General features: G+C 69.7%; 11 protein-coding genes. 10 read left to right on the top strand and 1 reads right to left on the bottom strand.

The genetic code is table 11. The annotated features are described in order from the left end of the window. The first annotated feature begins 10 nt into the window (after window positions 1-10). Both E5N76_RS07310 and E5N76_RS07305 read left to right on the top strand, forming a co-directional pair. Window positions 11-238, top strand: a complete 228-nt coding sequence (locus E5N76_RS07310) for a hypothetical protein (RefSeq protein ID WP_149536634.1) — start codon at window positions 11-13, stop codon at window positions 236-238. Continuing rightward, on the top strand, window positions 235-3,336 hold the full coding sequence (locus E5N76_RS07305; RefSeq protein WP_149536633.1) for an error-prone DNA polymerase: 3,102 nt from the start codon (window positions 235-237) through the stop codon (window positions 3,334-3,336). The genes E5N76_RS07310 and E5N76_RS07305 overlap by 4 nt, the downstream gene beginning before the upstream one ends. Before the next feature lie 106 nt (window positions 3,337-3,442). On the opposite strand, the gene E5N76_RS07300 is transcribed toward E5N76_RS07305, so the two are convergent. After that, a protein-coding gene (locus E5N76_RS07300) for an IS5 family transposase (protein ID WP_149536827.1) occupies window positions 3,443-4,254 on the bottom strand; the annotation gives its coding sequence in 2 pieces (ribosomal slippage) (window positions 3,443-3,924 and window positions 3,924-4,254; 813 coding nt in all). A gap of 1,321 nt (window positions 4,255-5,575) precedes the next feature. Here E5N76_RS07300 and E5N76_RS07290 point away from each other — a divergent pair. From E5N76_RS07290 to E5N76_RS07255, 8 genes are all read left to right on the top strand, one after another. Next, window positions 5,576-5,770, top strand: coding sequence for a ribbon-helix-helix domain-containing protein (locus E5N76_RS07290; protein WP_149536632.1), 195 nt, complete (start codon window positions 5,576-5,578; stop codon window positions 5,768-5,770). A 12-nt stretch (window positions 5,771-5,782) separates the two neighbouring features. Further along, on the top strand, window positions 5,783-8,962 hold the full coding sequence (locus E5N76_RS07285) for an anti-phage-associated DUF499 domain-containing protein (protein ID WP_149536631.1): 3,180 nt from the start codon (window positions 5,783-5,785) through the stop codon (window positions 8,960-8,962). Further along, window positions 8,959-9,621: a DUF3780 domain-containing protein gene (locus E5N76_RS07280; RefSeq protein ID WP_149536630.1), complete on the top strand. Its 663-nt coding sequence runs from the start codon at window positions 8,959-8,961 to the stop codon at window positions 9,619-9,621. Before E5N76_RS07285 ends, E5N76_RS07280 begins: the two co-directional genes overlap by 4 nt. 16 nt (window positions 9,622-9,637) lie before the next feature. After that, window positions 9,638-12,820: an anti-phage-associated DUF1156 domain-containing protein gene (locus E5N76_RS07275; protein WP_149536629.1), complete on the top strand. Its 3,183-nt coding sequence runs from the start codon at window positions 9,638-9,640 to the stop codon at window positions 12,818-12,820. Between the two features lie 97 nt (window positions 12,821-12,917). After that, window positions 12,918-13,250: a hypothetical protein gene (locus E5N76_RS07270; RefSeq protein WP_149536628.1), complete on the top strand. Its 333-nt coding sequence runs from the start codon at window positions 12,918-12,920 to the stop codon at window positions 13,248-13,250. Further along, the gene (locus E5N76_RS07265; RefSeq protein ID WP_149536627.1) at window positions 13,247-16,204 is read left to right on the top strand and encodes a phospholipase D-like domain-containing anti-phage protein; all 2,958 of its coding nucleotides are present in this window, start codon (window positions 13,247-13,249) and stop codon (window positions 16,202-16,204) included. The genes E5N76_RS07270 and E5N76_RS07265 overlap by 4 nt, the downstream gene beginning before the upstream one ends. Before the next feature lie 252 nt (window positions 16,205-16,456). Next, window positions 16,457-17,374 (top strand): class I SAM-dependent methyltransferase, encoded by a 918-nt coding sequence (locus tag E5N76_RS07260; protein WP_149536626.1) that lies wholly within the window; start codon window positions 16,457-16,459, stop codon window positions 17,372-17,374. A gap of 463 nt (window positions 17,375-17,837) precedes the next feature. Beyond that, window positions 17,838-18,071 (top strand): type II toxin-antitoxin system ParD family antitoxin, encoded by a 234-nt coding sequence (locus E5N76_RS07255; RefSeq protein WP_149536625.1) that lies wholly within the window; start codon window positions 17,838-17,840, stop codon window positions 18,069-18,071. Window positions 18,072-18,182 lie beyond the last annotated feature (111 nt).

The raw sequence follows: 18,182 nt of genomic DNA, 5'->3' as shown, positions 1-18,182 counted from the left end.
AGGACCTCCGGTGATCGACGACCCACGCCTGCGCCCCGCCACCCCGGAGGAGATCGCGGAGAGCCTGAGCTTCGCGCTGCGCTACGACGGCCGGAAGCGCGTGCACCACGCCGACGAGGCCATGGCCCGGATCACCGCCGAGCGGCTCGTCCGCCACCTCGAGCGCAGCGGCTACGTGCTGATGCGGCGCCCGGAGGGCCCGGCGCCCTCGACCAGCCCGCACCACCGCAGGCCGTGACCGGCGCCTACGCCGAGCTGCAGGTCACGACGAACTGCTCCTTCCTGCGCGGCGCCAGCCACCCGGAGGAGCTGTTCGCCCAGGCGGCCGCGCTCGGCCTTCCCGCGCTCGGCGTCGCGGACCGTAACAGTCTGGCGGGCATCGTCTCCGCCCACCGCCATGCCAAGGACTCCGGCGTGCGGCTGGTGGTCGGCTGCCGCCTCGATCTCGCCGACGGTCCCTCCTGCCTTGTCTATCCGACCGACCGCGCCGCCTACGCCCGGCTCTGCCGCCTGCTCACCCTGGGCAAGGGCCGGGCGGGCCACGGCGGCTGCGACCTGTCCTGGGATGACTTCGCGGCGCATGGAGAGGGGCTGCTCGCCATCCTGGTGCCGGACCGGCCGGACAAGGATTTGGAGGCTCGCCTCACCCGCCTGCGCGCCGACTTCGGCGACCGCGCTCACCTGGCGCTGACCCTGCACGGCCGCCCCGGGGACGCCGTTCGCCTGCGCGCCCTCGAGGACATGGCGCGCGCCGCCCGGGTGGCCGCCGTCGCCACCGGCGACGTGCTCTACCACGCGCCCGAGCGGCGCATCCTGCAAGACGTGCTCACCTGCGTCCGCGAGGGCTGCACCATCGAGGCCGCAGGCTTCCGCCGCGAGCGCTCCGCCGATCGCCACCTGCGCGGGCCGGAGGAGATGGCGCGCCTGTTCCGCCGCCACCCAGGGGCGGTCGCGCGGACGCTGGAGGTGGTCGGGCGCTGCCGCTTCTCCCTGGACGAGCTGCGCTATCAGTACCCGGACGAGGTCGAGGATCCGGCGCTCTCGCCGCAGCAGGCGCTGGAGCGGCTGGTCTGGGCGGCCGCGCCGTCCCGCTACCCGGAAGGCGTGCCCGATGACGTGGCGGCCCAGCTCCGCCACGAGCTGACGCTGATCGCGGAGCTTGGCTATGCGCCCTACTTCCTCACCGTCCGCAGCATCGTCGCCTGCGCCCGCAGCAAGGGCATCCTCTGCCAGGGCCGGGGCAGCGCGGCGAACTCGGCCGTCTGCTACGTGCTCGGCGTCACCTCCATCGACCCGGTGCGCTCCGGCCTCCTGTTCGAGCGCTTCGTCTCGGCCGAGCGGCGCGAGCCGCCCGACATCGACGTGGACTTCGAGGCCGAGCGGCGGGAGGAGGTGATCCAGTGGGTCTACGCCCGCTACGGCCGCGACCGCGCCGCGCTCTGCGCCACGGTGATGCGCTTCCGCGCCCGCGGTGCCGTACGCGACGTCGGCAAGGTCATGGGCCTGCCCGAGGACGTGACCGGCGCGCTGGCCTCGCAGGTCTGGGGCTGGTCGGAGGAGGGCGTCACCGAGGAGCACGCCACGGAGCTGAACCTCGACCCCGCCGACCGGCGTCTGCGGCTGACCCTGGAGCTGGCGCGCGAGCTGATCGGCTTCCCGCGCCAGCTCGGGACGCATCCCGGCGGCTTCGTGCTGACGCACGACCGGCTCGACGAGCTCGTCCCGGTCGCGCCCGCCGCGATGGCGGGGCGGCAGGTGGTGGAGTGGGACAAGGACGACATCGACGCGCTCGGCTTCATGAAGGTGGACGTGCTGGGCCTCGGGATGCTCGGCTGCCTGCGGCGGTCCTTCGAGCTGCTGGAAGACCACAAGGGCGAGCGGCTCGACATGGCGAGCATCATGCCAGAGGACCCGGCGACCTACGCAATGATCCGGAAGGCGGACACGCTCGGCACCTTCCAGATCGAGAGCCGCGCGCAGATGGCCATGCTGCCGCGGCTGAAGCCCAAGACCTTCTACGACCTCGTCATCCAGGTGGCGATCGTCCGCCCCGGTCCGATCCAAGGCGACATGGTCCACCCTTACCTGCGGCGGCGCGAGGACAAGGAGCCGGTCAGTTACCCAAAGCCCGAGCTGGAGAAGGTCCTCGGCAAGACGCTCGGCGTGCCGCTGTTCCAGGAACAGGCGATGCAGGTCGCCGTCCACTGCGCAGGCTTCAGCCCGGGCGAGGCCGACCAGCTCCGGCGCAGCATGGCGACCTTCAAGTTCCAGGGCGGCGTCTCCGTGTTCCGGGACAAGCTCATCACCGGGATGGTGGCGAACGGCTACGACCGGGACTTCGCCGAGCGCACCTTCGCGCAGATCGAGGGATTCGGCAGCTACGGCTTCCCGGAGAGCCACGCCGCCTCCTTCGCGTTGATCGCCTACGCTTCGGCCTGGGTGAAATGTCACCACCCGGACGTGTTCTGCGCGGCGCTGCTGAACTCGCAGCCGATGGGCTTCTACGCGCCCGCCCAGGTGGTGCGCGACGCGCGCGAGCACGGGGTCGAGGTCCGGCCGGTCTGCGTGAACGCCTCGCGCTGGGACTGCACGCTGGAGCCGGTTGGGCGATTCCTTGCCGTCCGGCTCGGACTGCGCATGGTCCAGGGCCTTTCGAACGCCGATGCCGCCCGGCTGGTCGCGCACCGGGGCAGGGTGCCCTACGGCTCGGTCGAGGAGCTCTGGCGCCGCACCGGCCTGCCCCGGGCGGGGCTGGAGCGGCTGGCGGAGGCGGACGCCTTCCGGACTTTCGGCCTCGACCGGCGCCGGGCGCTGTGGGCGGTGCGCGGCCTTGCCGACGAATCCTTGCCCCTCTTCGCCGCGGCGGAGCGCGGCAACGGGCCGGGTCCGGAGGCCGTGGAGCCGCCCGTCACGCTGGCGCCGGTGGCCGAGGGGCGCGAGGTGGTCGAGGACTACCGCAGCACCGGCCTGAGCCTGCGGCGGCACCCCGTTTTCTTCCTGCGCGAGGATCTCCGCGCCTGCGGCATGCTGGCCTGCGCCGATCTCGCCGCAGCGCGCGACGGGCGCTGGGTGACGGTGGCGGGGATGGTGCTGGTGCGACAGCGCCCCGGCTCCGCCAAGGGCGTGACGTTCATCACCATCGAGGACGAGACCGGCGTGGCCAACCTGATCGTCTGGTCATCCGTCTTCGAGCGGCAGCGCCGCCTTGTCCTCTCCGCGGGCATGCTGGCCTGCCGCGGCCGGGTGCAGCGCGAGGGCGAGGTGGTCCACGTCGTCGCCCACCGGCTGGAGGATCTTTCCGACCGGCTGCGGAGCATAGAGGTGTGGGGGTGGTGACTGCCCCGCGCGGGATACTCGGGTACCTGGCCTGCAACTCGGCAGTGGCTTCAGGGTGCCGACACGAGACTTCCGGTAGCGGGTTGCCGAACCCGTCTAAGAGCGCCTAACACAACCGCCTGACCTGGTTCAGGCAGATGAGGGCGGCGGCGAGGGTGGTGAAGGCGAGGTGGATGTCCTCGCGTCGTTCGTAGCGGATGGTGAGGCGGCGGAAGCGGGCCATCCAGGCCAGGGTCCGCTCCACTTTCCAGCGGTGCCACCCAAGCCGGGTGCTGTCCTCGATGCCGCGCCTGGCGATGCGCGGGACGATGCCGCGGCGGCGGCAGTCGTCCCGGCAGAAACGGTGGTCATAGCTCTTGTCGGCGTGCAGCTTGTCGGGGCGCCGCCGCGGCCTGCCGCCCGGCGGGCGGCGGCGCCGGACCGGCGGGATGGCATCGAGGGTGGCGGCCAGCATTTTGCTGTCGTTGCGGTTGGCCGGGCTGAGCGTCAGGCCGAGCGGGGTGCCGTGGCCATCGACGACAACATGCCGCTTGGTGCCCGGCCTGCCGCGGTCCGTCGGGTTCGGGCCGGTTGCCGCTCCCCCCTTTTCGCCGGGACAGACGCGCTGTCCAGCGAGGCCCTGGTCCAGTCGAGCTTGTCAGCGCCGTGCAGCCTCTCCAGCAGCACACGGTGCAGGCGGGCCCACACCCCGGCCGCCTGCCAGTCCCGCAACCGCCGCCAGCAGGTCATGCCCGACCCGCAGCCCATCTCGGCGGGCAGGTCTTCCCACTGGATACCCGTCTTGAGGACGAAGACAATGCCGGTCAGCGCCGCACGGTCCGGCACCGGTGGCCGCCCACCCTTCGGCCTCGGGCGCGCAGGTGGCAACAGCGGCTCGATGACCGCCCAGAGGTCGTCAGGCACCAGGGGCTTCGCCATACCCAGATAACGCACCAAAATGCGTTTTGTTAGCCGCTCTAAGCCTCGACCCCTGGCATCGCGTCGTCCAGCCCTGGCATCGCGTCGTCCAGCATGCTGCGCTCGGGCGCGGCGCCCGTCTCTGCAGGCGGGCCCGAGCGCGACAACTTGGCGGTAAAGGCCGTAGCCGGTCAGCCCCACCTTGTAGCACACGTGCAACTTGCCATGCCACGCGGCCAGTTGGGCCAGCAGCTTCCGCACCACCTCGGGGCTGGCCTCGATCTCGCCAATGTAGCGTACCTCGCCGTTCCGGCCGGGCTCAGCCACGGCCACCGCGTGCTTCAGCTTCGCCGCGTCGATCCCGACGAAGACGGTACTATCCTCCACCACGGCTCGTCCTCCCTGCGCTGAGGATAGGCCCGCCCACGCGGGCAACCCTCGTCCACTCGCGCGTCGTAGGACGAGCCACCCAGCTCGCGGCGGACGTACGGCCTTACTTGACTTCTAACGAAGATGCTCCCTCAGGCGAGCGCGGATGAGCTCGGCTTCCGCACGAAAATTGAGCCTGTCGAGAATTTCCACGAAGACCGGCAAGGGCGGCCTGTTGCTGCAGTATTCGCCCGGGCCTTCATAGAGGCCGCCTCCAGGGCCTTGATACAACCCGCCGCCCGGCCCTCGAGACAATCCGCCGCCGGGCCCCTCGCTCAGCCCGCCTCCCGGCCCGCGGTAGAGACCGCCTCCCGGCCCTTGGTAGAGACCGCCACCTGGGCCTTGGTAGAGACCACCGCCTGGGCCTTCATAGAGACCACCTCCTGGCCCTCGGTAGAGACCGCCGCCAGGACCTTCATAGAGGCCGCCGCCGGGCCCAGCGTACAGCCCGCCACCCGGACCCGCATACAGGCTGCTGGCCCAACTCCCCACTGGACAATCCGCGAAGGCACTCACCGGTGAAAGTGCGAGCACAGCCAAAACGAGGCTTCTGAAACGGGACATAGATCCTTCCTGCCGAGACGCTCCTTGTCCTAGTTCGTTGCGCAGGGCGCAGCAATGAGCCGCGCTTTATCGCGCCGCGACCGCCTCGCTGCTCATGACCTTACAATCGACCTTACGCCCGACGATAAGGTCGCCAGCCTCAGCAACCCTCAGTAGCCAGGAAAGGCGGCCAGACCGGACGGTTACCTACGTCCGGCGATCCGAGGGGGCAGCCGCACTGGGACGCATCAAGGATTTCCGGCCACAGGTGCCCACTTTCGATCGGATTCCTGAGCGAAACTTCTTCCGGTCTATCCCAACCTATGGTTATATTCTTCTATAGGCATCTAGCGCCTAAGGAGAGCAGGGCATGGGCGGGGACACTGAGCAGGACCGGCAGGGTCCCGACAGGCGCCAGTTCCTCGTCGTGATCGACGCCGAGATCATCCGGCGCACGAAGATCCTGGCCATCGAGCGGGGCGTCAGCGCCTCCAGCCTCGTCCAGCAGGCCCTCGCCGAGTTCCTCGGGCGCGAGACGCCCGTCCCCACGCAGCCGAACGCCTGAGGAGACCGGGGCATGCTGCTCACCGTCCGGGACGCCTGCCGTCCCCACCCCAGCGTCCTCCGGGCCGACCCGGAGCCGGACATCGAGGACATCGCCCAGGTCATCAAGGCGGCCGAGAGGGATGCGGAGGCGTTCTTCGCCCGAAACCACGTCACGGGCGGCATGCGGCAGATGTTCGAGCTCGGCATCGCCCGGCTCGACGGCCGCAGCGACCAGGCGGTCTACACCCTCACCCAGGCCATGGGCGGCGGTAAGACGCACCTCATGGTCGCCTTCGGCCTCGTCGCGAAGGCTCCCACCCTGCGCACCAAGGTGCTGGACGCCAACGGCATCAAGGCGCCGAGTGGCTTCGGCGCCGCCCGCGTCGTGGCCTTCTCCGGCCGCACCAACCCCGACCACTTCATCTGGGGCGAGATCGCCAGCCAGCTTGGCAAGGCCGACGCCTTCGCCAAGTTCTGGCAGTCGGGGCCGAAGGCGCCGGACGAGAAGGACTGGATGGCGCTCATCGGCGACGAGCCGACCCTCATCCTCCTCGACGAGCTGCCCCCCTGGCTCGACAACGCCCAGACCCTGGCAGTCGGCCAGGGCACGCTGGCAAACGTCGCCACCTACGCGCTGGCGAACCTGCTCTCGGCGGCCATCAAGCTGCCGCGCACCATGGTGGTCGTCTCCAACCTGTCGGCCGCCTACCAGGGCGCCAGCAAGAGCCTCTCCCAGGTGCTGTCGAACCTCGACCAGGAGGTCCGGCGCAGCGCGAAGGAGATCACGCCGGTTGCGCTGAACTCGAACGAGATCTTCGAGATCCTGCGCCGCCGCCTGTTCGAGAAGCTGCCTGATCGGGTCCAGGTGGACAAGGTGGCTGACGCCTACGCCAAGGCCATGGACGAGGCGGTCCGCTCTCGCATGGTGGCGAAGACACCGGAGCAGTTCGCGGACGAGATCCACCGTTGCTACCCGTTCCACCCGCGCCTGCGCGACGTGGTCGCCATGTTCCGGAACAACGAGAAGTTCCGGCAGACCCGCGGCCTGCTGCGGATGGTGAGCCGCGTGGTCCGCGACGTCTGGCAGGAGGGGCGCCCGAACACGGTCCACCTCATCGGGGTCCAGCACATGGACCTCAATGACCCGGACATGCGGAACGAGGTTCTGCCGTTGTCCGACCTGCAGGAGGCGATCGCCAAGGATATCGCCGACAACGGCCAGTCCAATGCGGAAACCATCGACCGCGAGACCGGCACGGACGCGGGCACCCAGGTCGCCAACGTAATCCTGGCCGCCTCGCTCATGCGGGGTCTGGACGCCAAGGCGGGCCTGACCCGTGACCAGACCGTCGAGTGCCTGATCGCGCCAGGTCGGGCGGCGGACGAGTTCGCCGCCGCCTTCGACTCGCTGCTGAAGGCGGCATGGTACCTGCACCGCGGCGTCGGCGACGTGGTCTACTTCGCACCCCAGGAGAACATCACCAAGCGGCTCCAGAGCGAGGCCGAGAAGGCGCCGCAGAACCGGATCGACCAGGGCATCTCCGACCGGCTCCGCGTTGTCTTCGCGCCCGCCGCCGGACAGGGGAAGGCGTACCAGGACGTCCTGCCGCTGCCGGAGCTCGGCGACATCGACCTCTCGAAGGACCGCAAGCTCATCGTCATCAGCCCGGACAGCAAGCTGCCGCCGGAAATGGCGGAGAAGCTGTTCGGCGGCTTCGTCCAGAAGAACAACTTCCTCGTCGTGACGGGGAGCTCCACGCACTTCGCCAGCCTGGAGGGCGCGATGCGCCGCCTCTACGCGGCTGAGAAGGTGCTGAAGGAGCTCCGCACTGACGACCCGCTGCGGGAGGAGGTGCAGGACCGGCGCAATGCGGCCGAGTTCGACCTGCTCACCACTATCGAGCAGACCTTCAACCGGGTCTGGTACCCGGGCCGGAAGCCCGGCCAGGGCACCGGCCTGCTGGAGGCCAAGCTGGAGCTGAGGACGGCCCGCGACCAGAGCGGCCGCTCCAGCCTCGCGGGCGAGATGGCGGTCGAGACGGCGCTGGACAAGGTCGGCAAGCTGATCCGCGACCCCGAGGCGAAGGCCGACATGCTGAAGGCCCGCATCGAGGACCAGCTCTGGCCGCAGGGCGACGCCTTCAAGACGATCCCGTGGTCCGACATCACGGCCAAGGCAAAAGAGAAGCCCGAGTTCGTCTGGCTGCCGCCGGGCGGGCTGGAGGCGGTGAAGCGCCTCGCCATCAGCAAGAAGCAGTGGCGCGACCGCGAGAACGGCCGCGTGGAGCGCGGGCCCTTCACCCCGGACAAGACCCGCGTGTCGGTCACGCAGGAGCACCGCGACCCGGCCACCGGCGAGGTCACGCTCTCGGTCCAGGCGCTGGACGCGGGCCCGACGCCTCGCGTCCATGCCGCTGAGGGCGCCGCCGTGTCGACGGACAGCCCGGAGATCACGGACCTCCGCTTCAAGACCTCCGCCCTGCGGTGGTCCTTCCTGGTCGTGGATCCCTCCGGCCAGCACCCGACCGGGGAGCCGGTGACCTGGCGGAACCAGATCACCATCCAGCACCGGGTCATCCCCTCGGCCCAGGGCAAGATGGTCGAGCTGGTGGCGCGCCCCTCCGCGGCCACCATCCGCTACACGCTTGGCGGCCTGTCCCCGCGGGAGTCCGGCACCGTCTACGAGGGACCGTTCCCTGTCGCTGGCAGCGGCGAGGTCATGGTCCGCGCCCTCGCCGTGGACGGCGAGATCGAGGGGGAGGAGACCTTCTCCGTCCGGCTGAACGACAGGATCGATGACGATCCCCCAGGTGACGACCCGCCGACGGTCGCCGACTGGGTGGACGAGAACCGCCCGGCCGTCCTGTCCTTGACCCTTCGCCGGACGAGCACGGCCGACGTGTTCCAGCTGGCGGACGCGCTCAACGCGGCGGCCGCCAAGGCCCAGGTCGCGTCCCTCAGCGTCGGCGAGGGCCAGTCGGCGGTGATGATGCGCCTCGGCGGCGACACGCGCCTGACGGGCGACGCCATCGCCAGGGTCATCGAGGTCGTCCGCGCGGCCGTGGGTGGCGATGACGCCCCGGTCACGGCCGAGGCCCGCAGCGTCAGCTTCCCGACCGGGCGGGATCTGATTGGCTTCGTGGATGAGCTCCGCCTCGACATCGTCGACCCGCGCAATTGCATCACCCAGCCCACGACGGTGTCGGCATGAGCAAGGTTCCCACCCGCCGCCGCAAGCCGGAGAGGGCGGATGCCGCCGTGGTGGATGCGCGCGGCGCCGTCTCCGCAGCGAAGCGGCAGGCCCAGTCGGCCGCCGTCACCGGCTTCGGATGCCCGGTGCTCGACTGGCCCCACCACCTGAAGGTACTGGTGCCGACGGGCCGGACCGGGGAGGTCACCTTCGTCGAGGATTTCGGCATCGTGGGCCACGCCGCGGGACGGCCGGACGAGCTGGAGCGGTGCCGGATGTCCCGCGCCCACTGGGGCACCATCGCCGAGCCGGTGAAGCGCGAGTTCAACGAGCGCCTCCGCGCGCTGGACCTTCCCCCCGGCCGCTGGCAGGCGGGTGAGAACCGGGTCGAGCGGATGCTCGGCCTGGAGCTGCTGGCGCTAGCCTGGCCTGTGTCGGCCGGGGACGAGGCGGACATCCCGGCTATCCTTGCGAGTTGGCAGGCGCTCCGCCCGGAGGAGCGCTGGTGGCTGGCCGGGCGGGTGGCCGCCAACCCGACGCCGCGCGTCGCCCGTGGCCTCGCCATGCTGCTGTCGGGCGGCCCGGCCGAGACCGGCGCCGGGCCGCGCGGCCCGGCGCCGAAGCACCGCGAGAGCGCGACGTCCCTGCCCCTCTTTGAGCTCCCGCTCCCCGCGGCCTGAACCCAGGACGGATTCCATGGACACCGTTGTCGAGCTTGCCCGCCCCGCCGCGCGCGGCCTGGAACCGTTCAGCCTGAGGGACGCGCCCGCCCTCATCGAGCGGGCCTTCCCCGCGCAGAAGGTCGGCATCGAGGCGCAGAAGGAGCGCAAGGCCAACACTGGCCAGACGCTCACCATCCTCGGCGCGTACTGGAAGGGGCGGAAGCCGCTGGTGCTCGTGCGGGCCTGCGTGCTCGCAGCCCTCCTGCCAGCCACGGACGACCCCGATGGTGATCTCGAGGTGTTCGAGGCTCTGATGGGCATGGACGACGGCGGCATGCTGCGCAGGCAGCCGACCATCGGCGCCGACCTGGTCTGGGGCTCAACCGCGGTCTCCGCCGCCGAGAAGGCGGAATACATCGAAGTCACCCACCTGCCAGGCGGGCGGGAGAGCAAGGCCAAGTGGCGCCGCATCGCACTGGAACACATCACCAAGGCGGAGGACCGCCGGGCGGAGCGTGAGCGCATCCAAGCCATCCGGGAGTCGCTGAAGGAAAGAGCCTTCCTGGCCCTCCCATTCGCCGAGCAGGTCTCCCTCTGCGGCCGCGCCGAGGAGGTCGAGAACCTGTCCGACCTCCAAGACCCCCTGCGCCTTGGCGTTTGGGCCCGCGTGAACGCCCACCTTGGCACGAACGCCTCCTCGCTCCCAGATCTGATACGCCAGCTTGGCATCGCGCGCTACGGGCACGCACCGAAGGTCGGCGATCCGTTCGCAGGTGGCGGTAGCATCCCATTCGAGGCAGCCCGCATCGGCTGCGAGGCGAATGCGAGCGACCTGAACCCCATCGCAGCCATGCTGAACTGGGGGAGTCTCAACATCATCGGCGCCTCCGAGGAGGCGCGCCGCCGCATCGCCGCAGAGCAGGAGCGCGTCCTCGCCGTGGTCGAGGAGGAGATCCTCCGGCTCGGCATCGAGCAGAGTGACGATGGCCACAGAGCGAAGGCATACCTCTACTGCCTCGAAGCGGTCGACCCGCAGACTGGCTGGCTCGTGCCACTGGCCCCATCCTGGGTGGTGAGCCAGGACAAGCGCTGCATCGCCCGGCTGGTGCCTGACCGGCGGCGCAAGCGCTTCGACATCCAGATCGTCGAGGGTGCCTCGCACGCGGAGATCCTGGCCGCGCGGCGCGGCACGCTCGTGGATGGATCCGTCGTCTACACTCTTGCCATCAGGGAGGGCGGCGAGGAGGTCGAGTGGCGCATTCCCTTCGCGAGGCTGCGCGGCGATGGCGAGGGGCCGCAGCAGGCGGACGGCAGCACCGGCAATCTGCTGCGCCGCTGGGAGAAGCCCGATGTTGCGCCCCGCCCGCATCAGTGGGTGGCGGATGCTGAGCCTGTGATGGCAGGCTCTGGTCCGGGGGCATGGATCGGCGGCGACATCCTCCAGGAGCGACTTTACTGCGTCCAGTGGATGGACGGCGAGGACGTCAGACAGGGCAAGGCTCGACCGCGGCTATTCTTTGCCGCGCCCACTACGAATGACATCGCGCGCGATTGCAGAATCGAGGCAATCGTCAAGGAGAACCTCGCTGTTTGGCAGGAGCGCGGCCTCGTACCGGACATGACTATCGAGGCTGGGGACAAGACTAGCGAGCCCATCCGTACGCGGGGATGGACTCATTGGCACCATCTGTTCACGCCGCGGCATCTCCTGATGCTTGCGAAAACGATGGAGGCGTCGCTCGGCAGCGAGGAGGAGGCGGCGTTAAGGGTTGCCCTGGCAAGAGTTCTCGACCGCTCTGCGAAGCTCTGCCAGTGGAGCTCGACACCGGCCCAGGACCTCCCGCTCCGCGTGTTCGTGAACCAGGCGCTGAACACCCTCGCGTCATGGGGTGGCCGCGCGTTCCATGGCTACAAGATCGCCTACGTTCTCGACCTTGAGCGCGCAACGCCGATCGCTGGCAAGGGGAACATCCGGGTCGGCGGGGCATCCACCAATCGAACGCCATCGGACCTCTGGATCTACGATCCCCCTTACGCCGACGCGGTCAACTACCACGAGATCACCGAGTTCTTCATCGCTTGGCTACGGAAGAACCCGCCCGGGCCGTTCGCTGCCTGGACCTGGGACAGCCGCCGTCCGTTGGCCATCCAGGGGAAGGGTGACAAGTTCCGCGCTGACATGGTCGCTGCCTTCAAGGCGATGGCCGACCACATGCCGGAGAACGGCCTGCAGGTCTGCATGTTCACCCACACCGATGCCGGGGTGTGGGCCGACATGGCCCAGATCGTGTGGGGCGCCGGACTGCAGGTGACTGCCGCGTGGTACGTCTCCACCGAGACCACCAGCGAGCTGAAGAAGGGTGGTTACGTGCAGGGGACCGTCCTCCTTGTCCTGCGCAAGCGCAGGGGGAGCGAGCAGGCGTACCGCGACGAGATCGTGCCCGCCATCCGCCACCGCGTCGAGGAGCAGGTCCGCACCCTGATGGGTCTGAACCAGCGCGCGCGCGGCCGCCAGCGCGACGAGAACCTGTTCAGCCGCGCCGACCTGCAGATGGCGGGCTATGCCGCTGCCATGGAGGTGCTGACCGGGTGCACGCACATCGACGGCGTGGACATGACCAGGGAGGCGCTCCGGCCCCGGGTGCGCGGCGAGCGCGGCCTCGTCGAGGAGATGATCGACCTCGCCGTCCAAACCGCCACGGAACTGATGACGCCGGAGGGCATCGAGGAGTCCCTCTGGGAGCGCCTCACGGCCACCGAGCGGTTCTACCTAACCATGACGGAAGCCGAGGCGGACCGCCCACAGGGGCAGCCCGGCGGCAAGCTCGACGACTACCAGAACTTCGCCAAGGCCTACCGGGCCGACGGCTGGGAAGACCTGATGGCGGACAAGACGCCGAACAAGGCCTGCCTGAAGGGCCCCGCCGAGTTCCGGCGCGCCCTGATGACGGGGCATGCCTTCTCTGAGGGCATCCTGCGACCGACGCTCTACGCCATCAACGAGCTGCGGCTGGCGACCGAGCGCGAGGAGGACCCGAGGACGGCCGCCGACCGCGTTCTGCACGGCCTGCGCGACCACTTCGGCGAGTGGGTCCGGCAGCGCGCCTCCGTCCGCGCCGTCGCCGCATGGTTCGGCCGCATGTGGGCACGCAACCGTCCGGCCGAGGCGAGCGCGGCACGGCAGCTCGCGGGCATCATCCAGTCCGAGCGCCTCTGACGGCGGGAGCCGATGGATGTCCCGGTTGCGATGGTCGAAGGCGCGGGACGAGAAGCGGATCAGGGATCATGGGCACGAAGCCCTGGCCCCTGATGACATGACCGTCGTGCACGGCCGCCCGGTCGGCGAGCGGCGGGAGGTTGCGCAGCCATCCCCCGCCCCTGCGCAGTCCCCCGCGCGCGACCGGATGCGGGCGGATCAAGTGCTGGCCGGGGACCAGGATCGGCGCCTCAGACAGGCTGTCGAGCATCAGGCACAGCTCTTCGCCGCTTGGAAACGCAGCAGGAAGTGCGCCGAAGGCGGCAACCGGGAGGCGGTTCAACCGGCCAAGAAGCCAAGCATGGCCGTTGCCCGGGATGCCCGGCTGCGTAGCGTCGTGGTCGAGCACCGGCCGCTGGGCAAGAGGATCCCGAGAGGAAACAAGCCATGACGCCGGGACCGCAGGGCATCCAGCCGCTGGCGGAGGTCGTCGCCCAGCCGGGCGGCGTGCTCAACCGCTTCTCGTCCCGCCTGGTTCGGCTGGAACACGCTTTCCTGCGCGACCGGCTGCGCGGTGCCCAGCAGTACGACCGGATCGCAGGCTACTTCCGCTCCTCCATCTTCGAGGTCGCGGCCGAGGAGCTGCTGTCGGTCGGCCGGATCCGCATCGTCTGCAACTCCGACCTGAACCCGGACGACCTGCGCGCCTCGCAGGAGGCCCGCGCGCGGGCGATGCTCCAGCGGTGGTGGGAGGGCGGCGCCGGGGCCGCGCCCCTGGAGCTGGAGACCCTGCTCCGGCAGGATCGCTTCGCGCGCCTGCGTGACCTGCTGAACGCCAGGGACGCGAACGGCCAGCCGAAGGTCGAGGTGAAGGTCGTGGACCGCCTGACGGCGCCGCTCGTCCACGGCAAGGCGGGCGTCATCACCATGGCCGACGGCCGGAAGACGGCCTTCATGGGGTCGGTGAACGAGACGAAGGAGGCGTGGCGGGACCACTACGAGCTGCTCTGGGAGGACACCAGCGACGAGGGCGTCCGGTGGACCCAGGACGAGTTCGAATTCCTCTGGCGCAAGGCACTGCCCATGCCCGACGCCGTCATCCGCGAGATCGGCCGCTGCGCGGAGAGGGTGGAGATCCGGCTGGAAGACTGCCCGGCCTGGTCCGTCGGCGGGGACACGGACATCCCCCGCGCGGCCCTGGCCGAGTCCCCCATCGTCCGCAACGGCGAGGGGCTTCAGCCTTGGCAGAAGGCGTTCGTGGCCGAGTTCCTCCGGCACCGGGAGGTCTACGGCGCCGCGCGCCTGCTCCTCGCCGACGAGGTCGGGGTCGGCAAGACCCTGTCGCTCGCCACCTCGGCCCTGGTGACGTCCCTGCTGGGCGACGGCCCGGCCCTCATCCTGACCCCGTCCACCCTCTGCGAGCAGTGGCAGGTCGAGCTCTACGACCGGCTCGGCATCCCTTCGGCCCGCTGGGTCTCCGCCCGGAAGGTCTGGGTGGACCACATGGGCCACGTGGTCCGCACCAGCGGCCCGCAGGACATCGTGCGATGCCCCTACCGGGTCGCCATCGTCTCCACCGGCCTCGTCATGCAGAGGTCCGAGGAGGCGGAGCACCTCTTGGCGAAGCGAGCCCGCCCCGGCGAGGGGGCCTACGGCATCGTGGTGCTGGACGAGGCCCACAAGGCCCGCGGCAAGGACGAGGACGGCGACCGTAGGCCGAACAACCTGCTGGAGTTCATGGCGCGAATCGGGCCGAAGACGCGGCACCTCCTGCTCGGCACCGCCACCCCGATCCAGACCGACCCGCTGGAGCTCTGGGACCTGCTCGGGGTGCTGGCCAGCGGCGCCGACCATGTCCTCGGCGACGCCTTCTCCGCCTGGCGGAACCGGCCTGCCGATGCCCTGTCGCTGGTCCGGGGCGAGACCCGGCCGCGCGCCGAGGACGCCGCTTGGCCATGGCTCGTGAATCCTTTGCCGCCGGGCAAGGAAAGCGACCCCCTGTTCGGCATGATCCGGGACGACCTCCGGGTCCGGCCCGACGTCTTCGTCACCACCGGCTCCCACACCGACCTCGACGCGTCCTTCACGCGGCCGACGCTGGAGGATCGCCTGCTGCACGACGACGGCGACCTCGGCTTCTTTCAACGGAACAACCCGGTGGTCCGGCACACGGTGCTGCGGCGCCGCCGGGCGCTCGAAGAGGCCGGGCTGATGAAGCCGGTCGAGGTCGAGATCCACCCCCGGGAGGCGGAGCCAGACAGGCCGACGCGGGCCTTCTTCGGCGACACCGGCCGGGCCGTGGCGACCACCCTGCTGCTCCGGGAGGCGTTCGAGGCGGCCGAGGCGTTCACCAAGGCGCTGATGGCCCGGAACAAGGGCGCGGGCTTCATGAAGAGCCTGCTCCTCCAGCGCATCTGCTCCTCCACGGTGGCCGGGCTGGCGACGGCGGAGCTGCTGGGCCGCCACTACGGGCTCATGCCGCCGGAGGCGGCGCAGCCAGCTCGGCCGGATGCTCCGGCCGCCGGGCAGCCTGCCGTGGTCGCGGCCGATGACGACGACGACCGGCAGTACGACCTGAAGAACCTCGGCGTGCCCTCGGACGCGGAGAGGAAGGCGCTGGACCGGCTCCTGGCCGCTCTGCGGGAGGCCGCCGCGCAGCCGCCGACCGGCGACGCCGCCGACCCGAAGCTCCGCGTCGTCCGGCACTACCTGCGCGATCGGCACTGGCTCCGGGAATGGGGCTGCATCGTGTTCAGCCAGTACTACGACACGGCGCGCTGGGTCGCGGAGTGCCTGGCGGCCGAGTTCCCGGACGTGCCGGTCGCGCTCTACGCGGGTGCCGGGCGCTCGGGCGTGTTCCGGGGCGTGCGCTTCGTCGGCCAGCAGCGGGAGGCCATCAAGGTGGCCGTGCGCGAGCGGGAGATCAGGCTCCTGGTGGCCACCGACGCGGCCTGCGAGGGGCTGAACCTCCAGGCGCTCGGCACCCTCATCAACGTCGACCTGCCCTGGAACCCGTCGAAGCTGGAGCAGCGCATCGGCCGCATCAAGCGGTTCGGGCAGGCGCGCAAGGTCGTGGACATGTTGAACCTCGTCTACGAGGGCAGCCGGGACGAGGTCATCTACGACCGCCTGTCGTCGCGCATGAAGAACCGCTTCGACATCTTCGGCCAGCTGCCGGACACGCTGGACGACGAGTGGATCGAGGACGAGGCCCGGCTCGAGGACGAGCTGCGCAAGTACGCCGACCGGAAGCGCCGGGCCAACGCCTTCGACATCCGCTGGGGAAGCAGCGCCACGGGTGAGACGCTGCGGGCCGACCAAAAGGCGTGGCAACAGGGCTGGGAGACCTGCGCCAAGGTGCTGGCGCGCCAGGACGTCCTCCGGGTGATGCAGGAGGGATGGTGACGCCAGCATCCGCGCGACAGCGCGCATTCCTGGTATTGGTGCTGCAGATGCCCGGCTCCTCCCCTGGAGCGACGACGATTCCTCGCCCCGCCGGTCATCCCGTAATGGCGCGCCGGATCCCCTATACACGGGAAAGCAACTCAACTAAGGCGCACGCACTTGCGCGGAGCTGAAACAGACGTGGACACAAGTTTTTCTGAGCCGAGTGTCGCCAAGCGGGACGCTGAACTGCGGAAAATTCAGGGAGATAAGGTGCTTATCGCCCTGTCCCGAAGCGAGATCTTCTCGCTCGACCGCGCCCTGGCCGAACGCTGGGGCATCGATTTCCACGAAGGCGAGTTCGACGTCTGGAACCTTCTTGGCAGAGCCCACGACACGGCTGCCGTCCACCGAATGCGGGAACTCTTCGACGAGGTAGTTTCCGGGGAGCGTACCGAGGATGCTGAATTCTACGGCGCGATGGCCCACCCTGCAGTCCTGGGGCCGATGACCTCGAAGCGCCGTCACCTCATCCTCGATGTGACCGCTCTCTCCATCGGGCTATACCGCCATCTTGGGCTGAACGGCGACGTCCTGGACGCGGGCTGCCACGCCGGGACCGTCGCAAGCCTCGTGGCCAAAGCGCTCGGCTGTGCTGTGACGGGCATCGACCCCGTGGAGGAGGCGATCGCGTTCGGCCACGCGCACCCAGCGCGCAATCCTGGCGTCACACTCGAATGTGCGTCCATACCTTGGTCCACCGACCGCCGGTTCGCGATGGTGATCTCGTCGAGCGCGATGCCGTGGTCAGCGCCGAAGTCCCTCCCCTTCCTAAAGTCAGTCAGCGGCCTCTTGCAGCCAGGCGGCGTGGCAGTGGTGATGTCGGTGGGATGGGCCGAGGCTGACCCGGAGCGGGTTCGCCGTCAGCTTCGCGCGGCGGGCCTCGGCTTCGGTTACGCCGACGTAGCGGGTGGTTTCGGCGACATTCCTGCGAAGTTCGAGGCTGAAGGCATCGTCGTGCTCATCAAAGGCGGATCATCGGAGTACCCCCGTAGAATCAAGACGCTCATGGAGAGTGAGTGGCACCTATTCCGAGAATACTCGAACACACCGGGCCGCTCAGCGCGCGAGAAAACCCAGGCCTTCGAACGGGCCCTCCGACGCGGCGGCACGCTCGCCCATCCAGCCTGACACTGTCTTCCTGGCCCCGTTAAGATCATAACAGGGAAGCTCCTCGACAAGGTGCCTGGGATGTCGGCGGCCACGAGACGGCTCGTCACAGCGCCGCCAGTCCCGGTCCATTGCCATCCACTCCTTCATCACGGGGCATCCGTGGACTGCGTAAGCGCATCCTGCGCACCCGCCGCTGAACTCCGTCGCTTTCTTGGGCAGCACGGCCTCGGGTTCCTTGAGCACTTTGGTCAGGGAGTTGCGGTTGTCCGGGTGCATGCTACGACCGGCGAGATACCCGCCGCGCAGCTGTAGGTGGAGCACATGGCGCTAGTGTCCATTCCGCCTCCTACGGCAGTCAGCTGCTGCTCGGCATTGATGCGGCGCCTCTCGGAGGCCGCAGGAGGCGCAGGTGGAGCCTCTCAGAAGGGGCTCCCACCGCTCCCTCGGCGTTCTAGCCTTCGCGCACCAGGAGGGACGCCGCATGACCGACAGGAAGACCCTGACCATCCCCTTGAGCAACCTGGACGAGGAGAGTCGGCGCTTCATCGACCGGATGATCGCCGAGGGACGGCACCGGACCGCACAGGAGGTCGTGGACGAGGCGCTGCGCCGCTACATGGACAGGTTGGCCGCCGAGGCGCTGGCGCGAGCCACCGGCGCGCCCCGGCACGGCGACTACCGGCAGGCCACGGTCCCTCCGGAACCCGCACCGTGACGTTCGGCTCTCTCGGCAACTTAGAGTCCAACGTCTCCATGCGCGTCGCCATGGGAGCGCCGGAGGTGACCCTGGAATCCTCACCGCGCCTCAAGACATCGGAAGATGCCC

It is taken from the genome of Siccirubricoccus phaeus, from assembly GCF_008360935.1.
GTDB classification, from domain to species: domain Bacteria; phylum Pseudomonadota; class Alphaproteobacteria; order Acetobacterales; family Acetobacteraceae; genus Siccirubricoccus; species Siccirubricoccus phaeus.
The sequence above is the reverse complement of the archived record's forward strand: the minus strand, read 5'-3'. Positions and strand labels throughout refer to the sequence as shown.

Bases quoted from the DNA above. Each gene is read 5' to 3' on its own strand.
- E5N76_RS07290 (WP_149536632.1), top strand. From the start codon at position 5,576: ATGGGCGGGGACACTGAGCAGGACCGGCAGGGTCCCGACAGGCGCCAG.
- E5N76_RS07285 (WP_149536631.1), top strand. From the start codon at position 5,783: ATGCTGCTCACCGTCCGGGACGCCTGCCGTCCCCACCCCAGCGTCCTC.
- E5N76_RS07280 (WP_149536630.1), top strand. From the start codon at position 8,959: ATGAGCAAGGTTCCCACCCGCCGCCGCAAGCCGGAGAGGGCGGATGCC.
- E5N76_RS07275 (WP_149536629.1), top strand. From the start codon at position 9,638: ATGGACACCGTTGTCGAGCTTGCCCGCCCCGCCGCGCGCGGCCTGGAA.
- E5N76_RS07270 (WP_149536628.1), top strand. From the start codon at position 12,918: ATGACCGTCGTGCACGGCCGCCCGGTCGGCGAGCGGCGGGAGGTTGCG.
- E5N76_RS07265 (WP_149536627.1), top strand. From the start codon at position 13,247: ATGACGCCGGGACCGCAGGGCATCCAGCCGCTGGCGGAGGTCGTCGCC.
- E5N76_RS07255 (WP_149536625.1), top strand. From the start codon at position 17,838: ATGACCGACAGGAAGACCCTGACCATCCCCTTGAGCAACCTGGACGAG.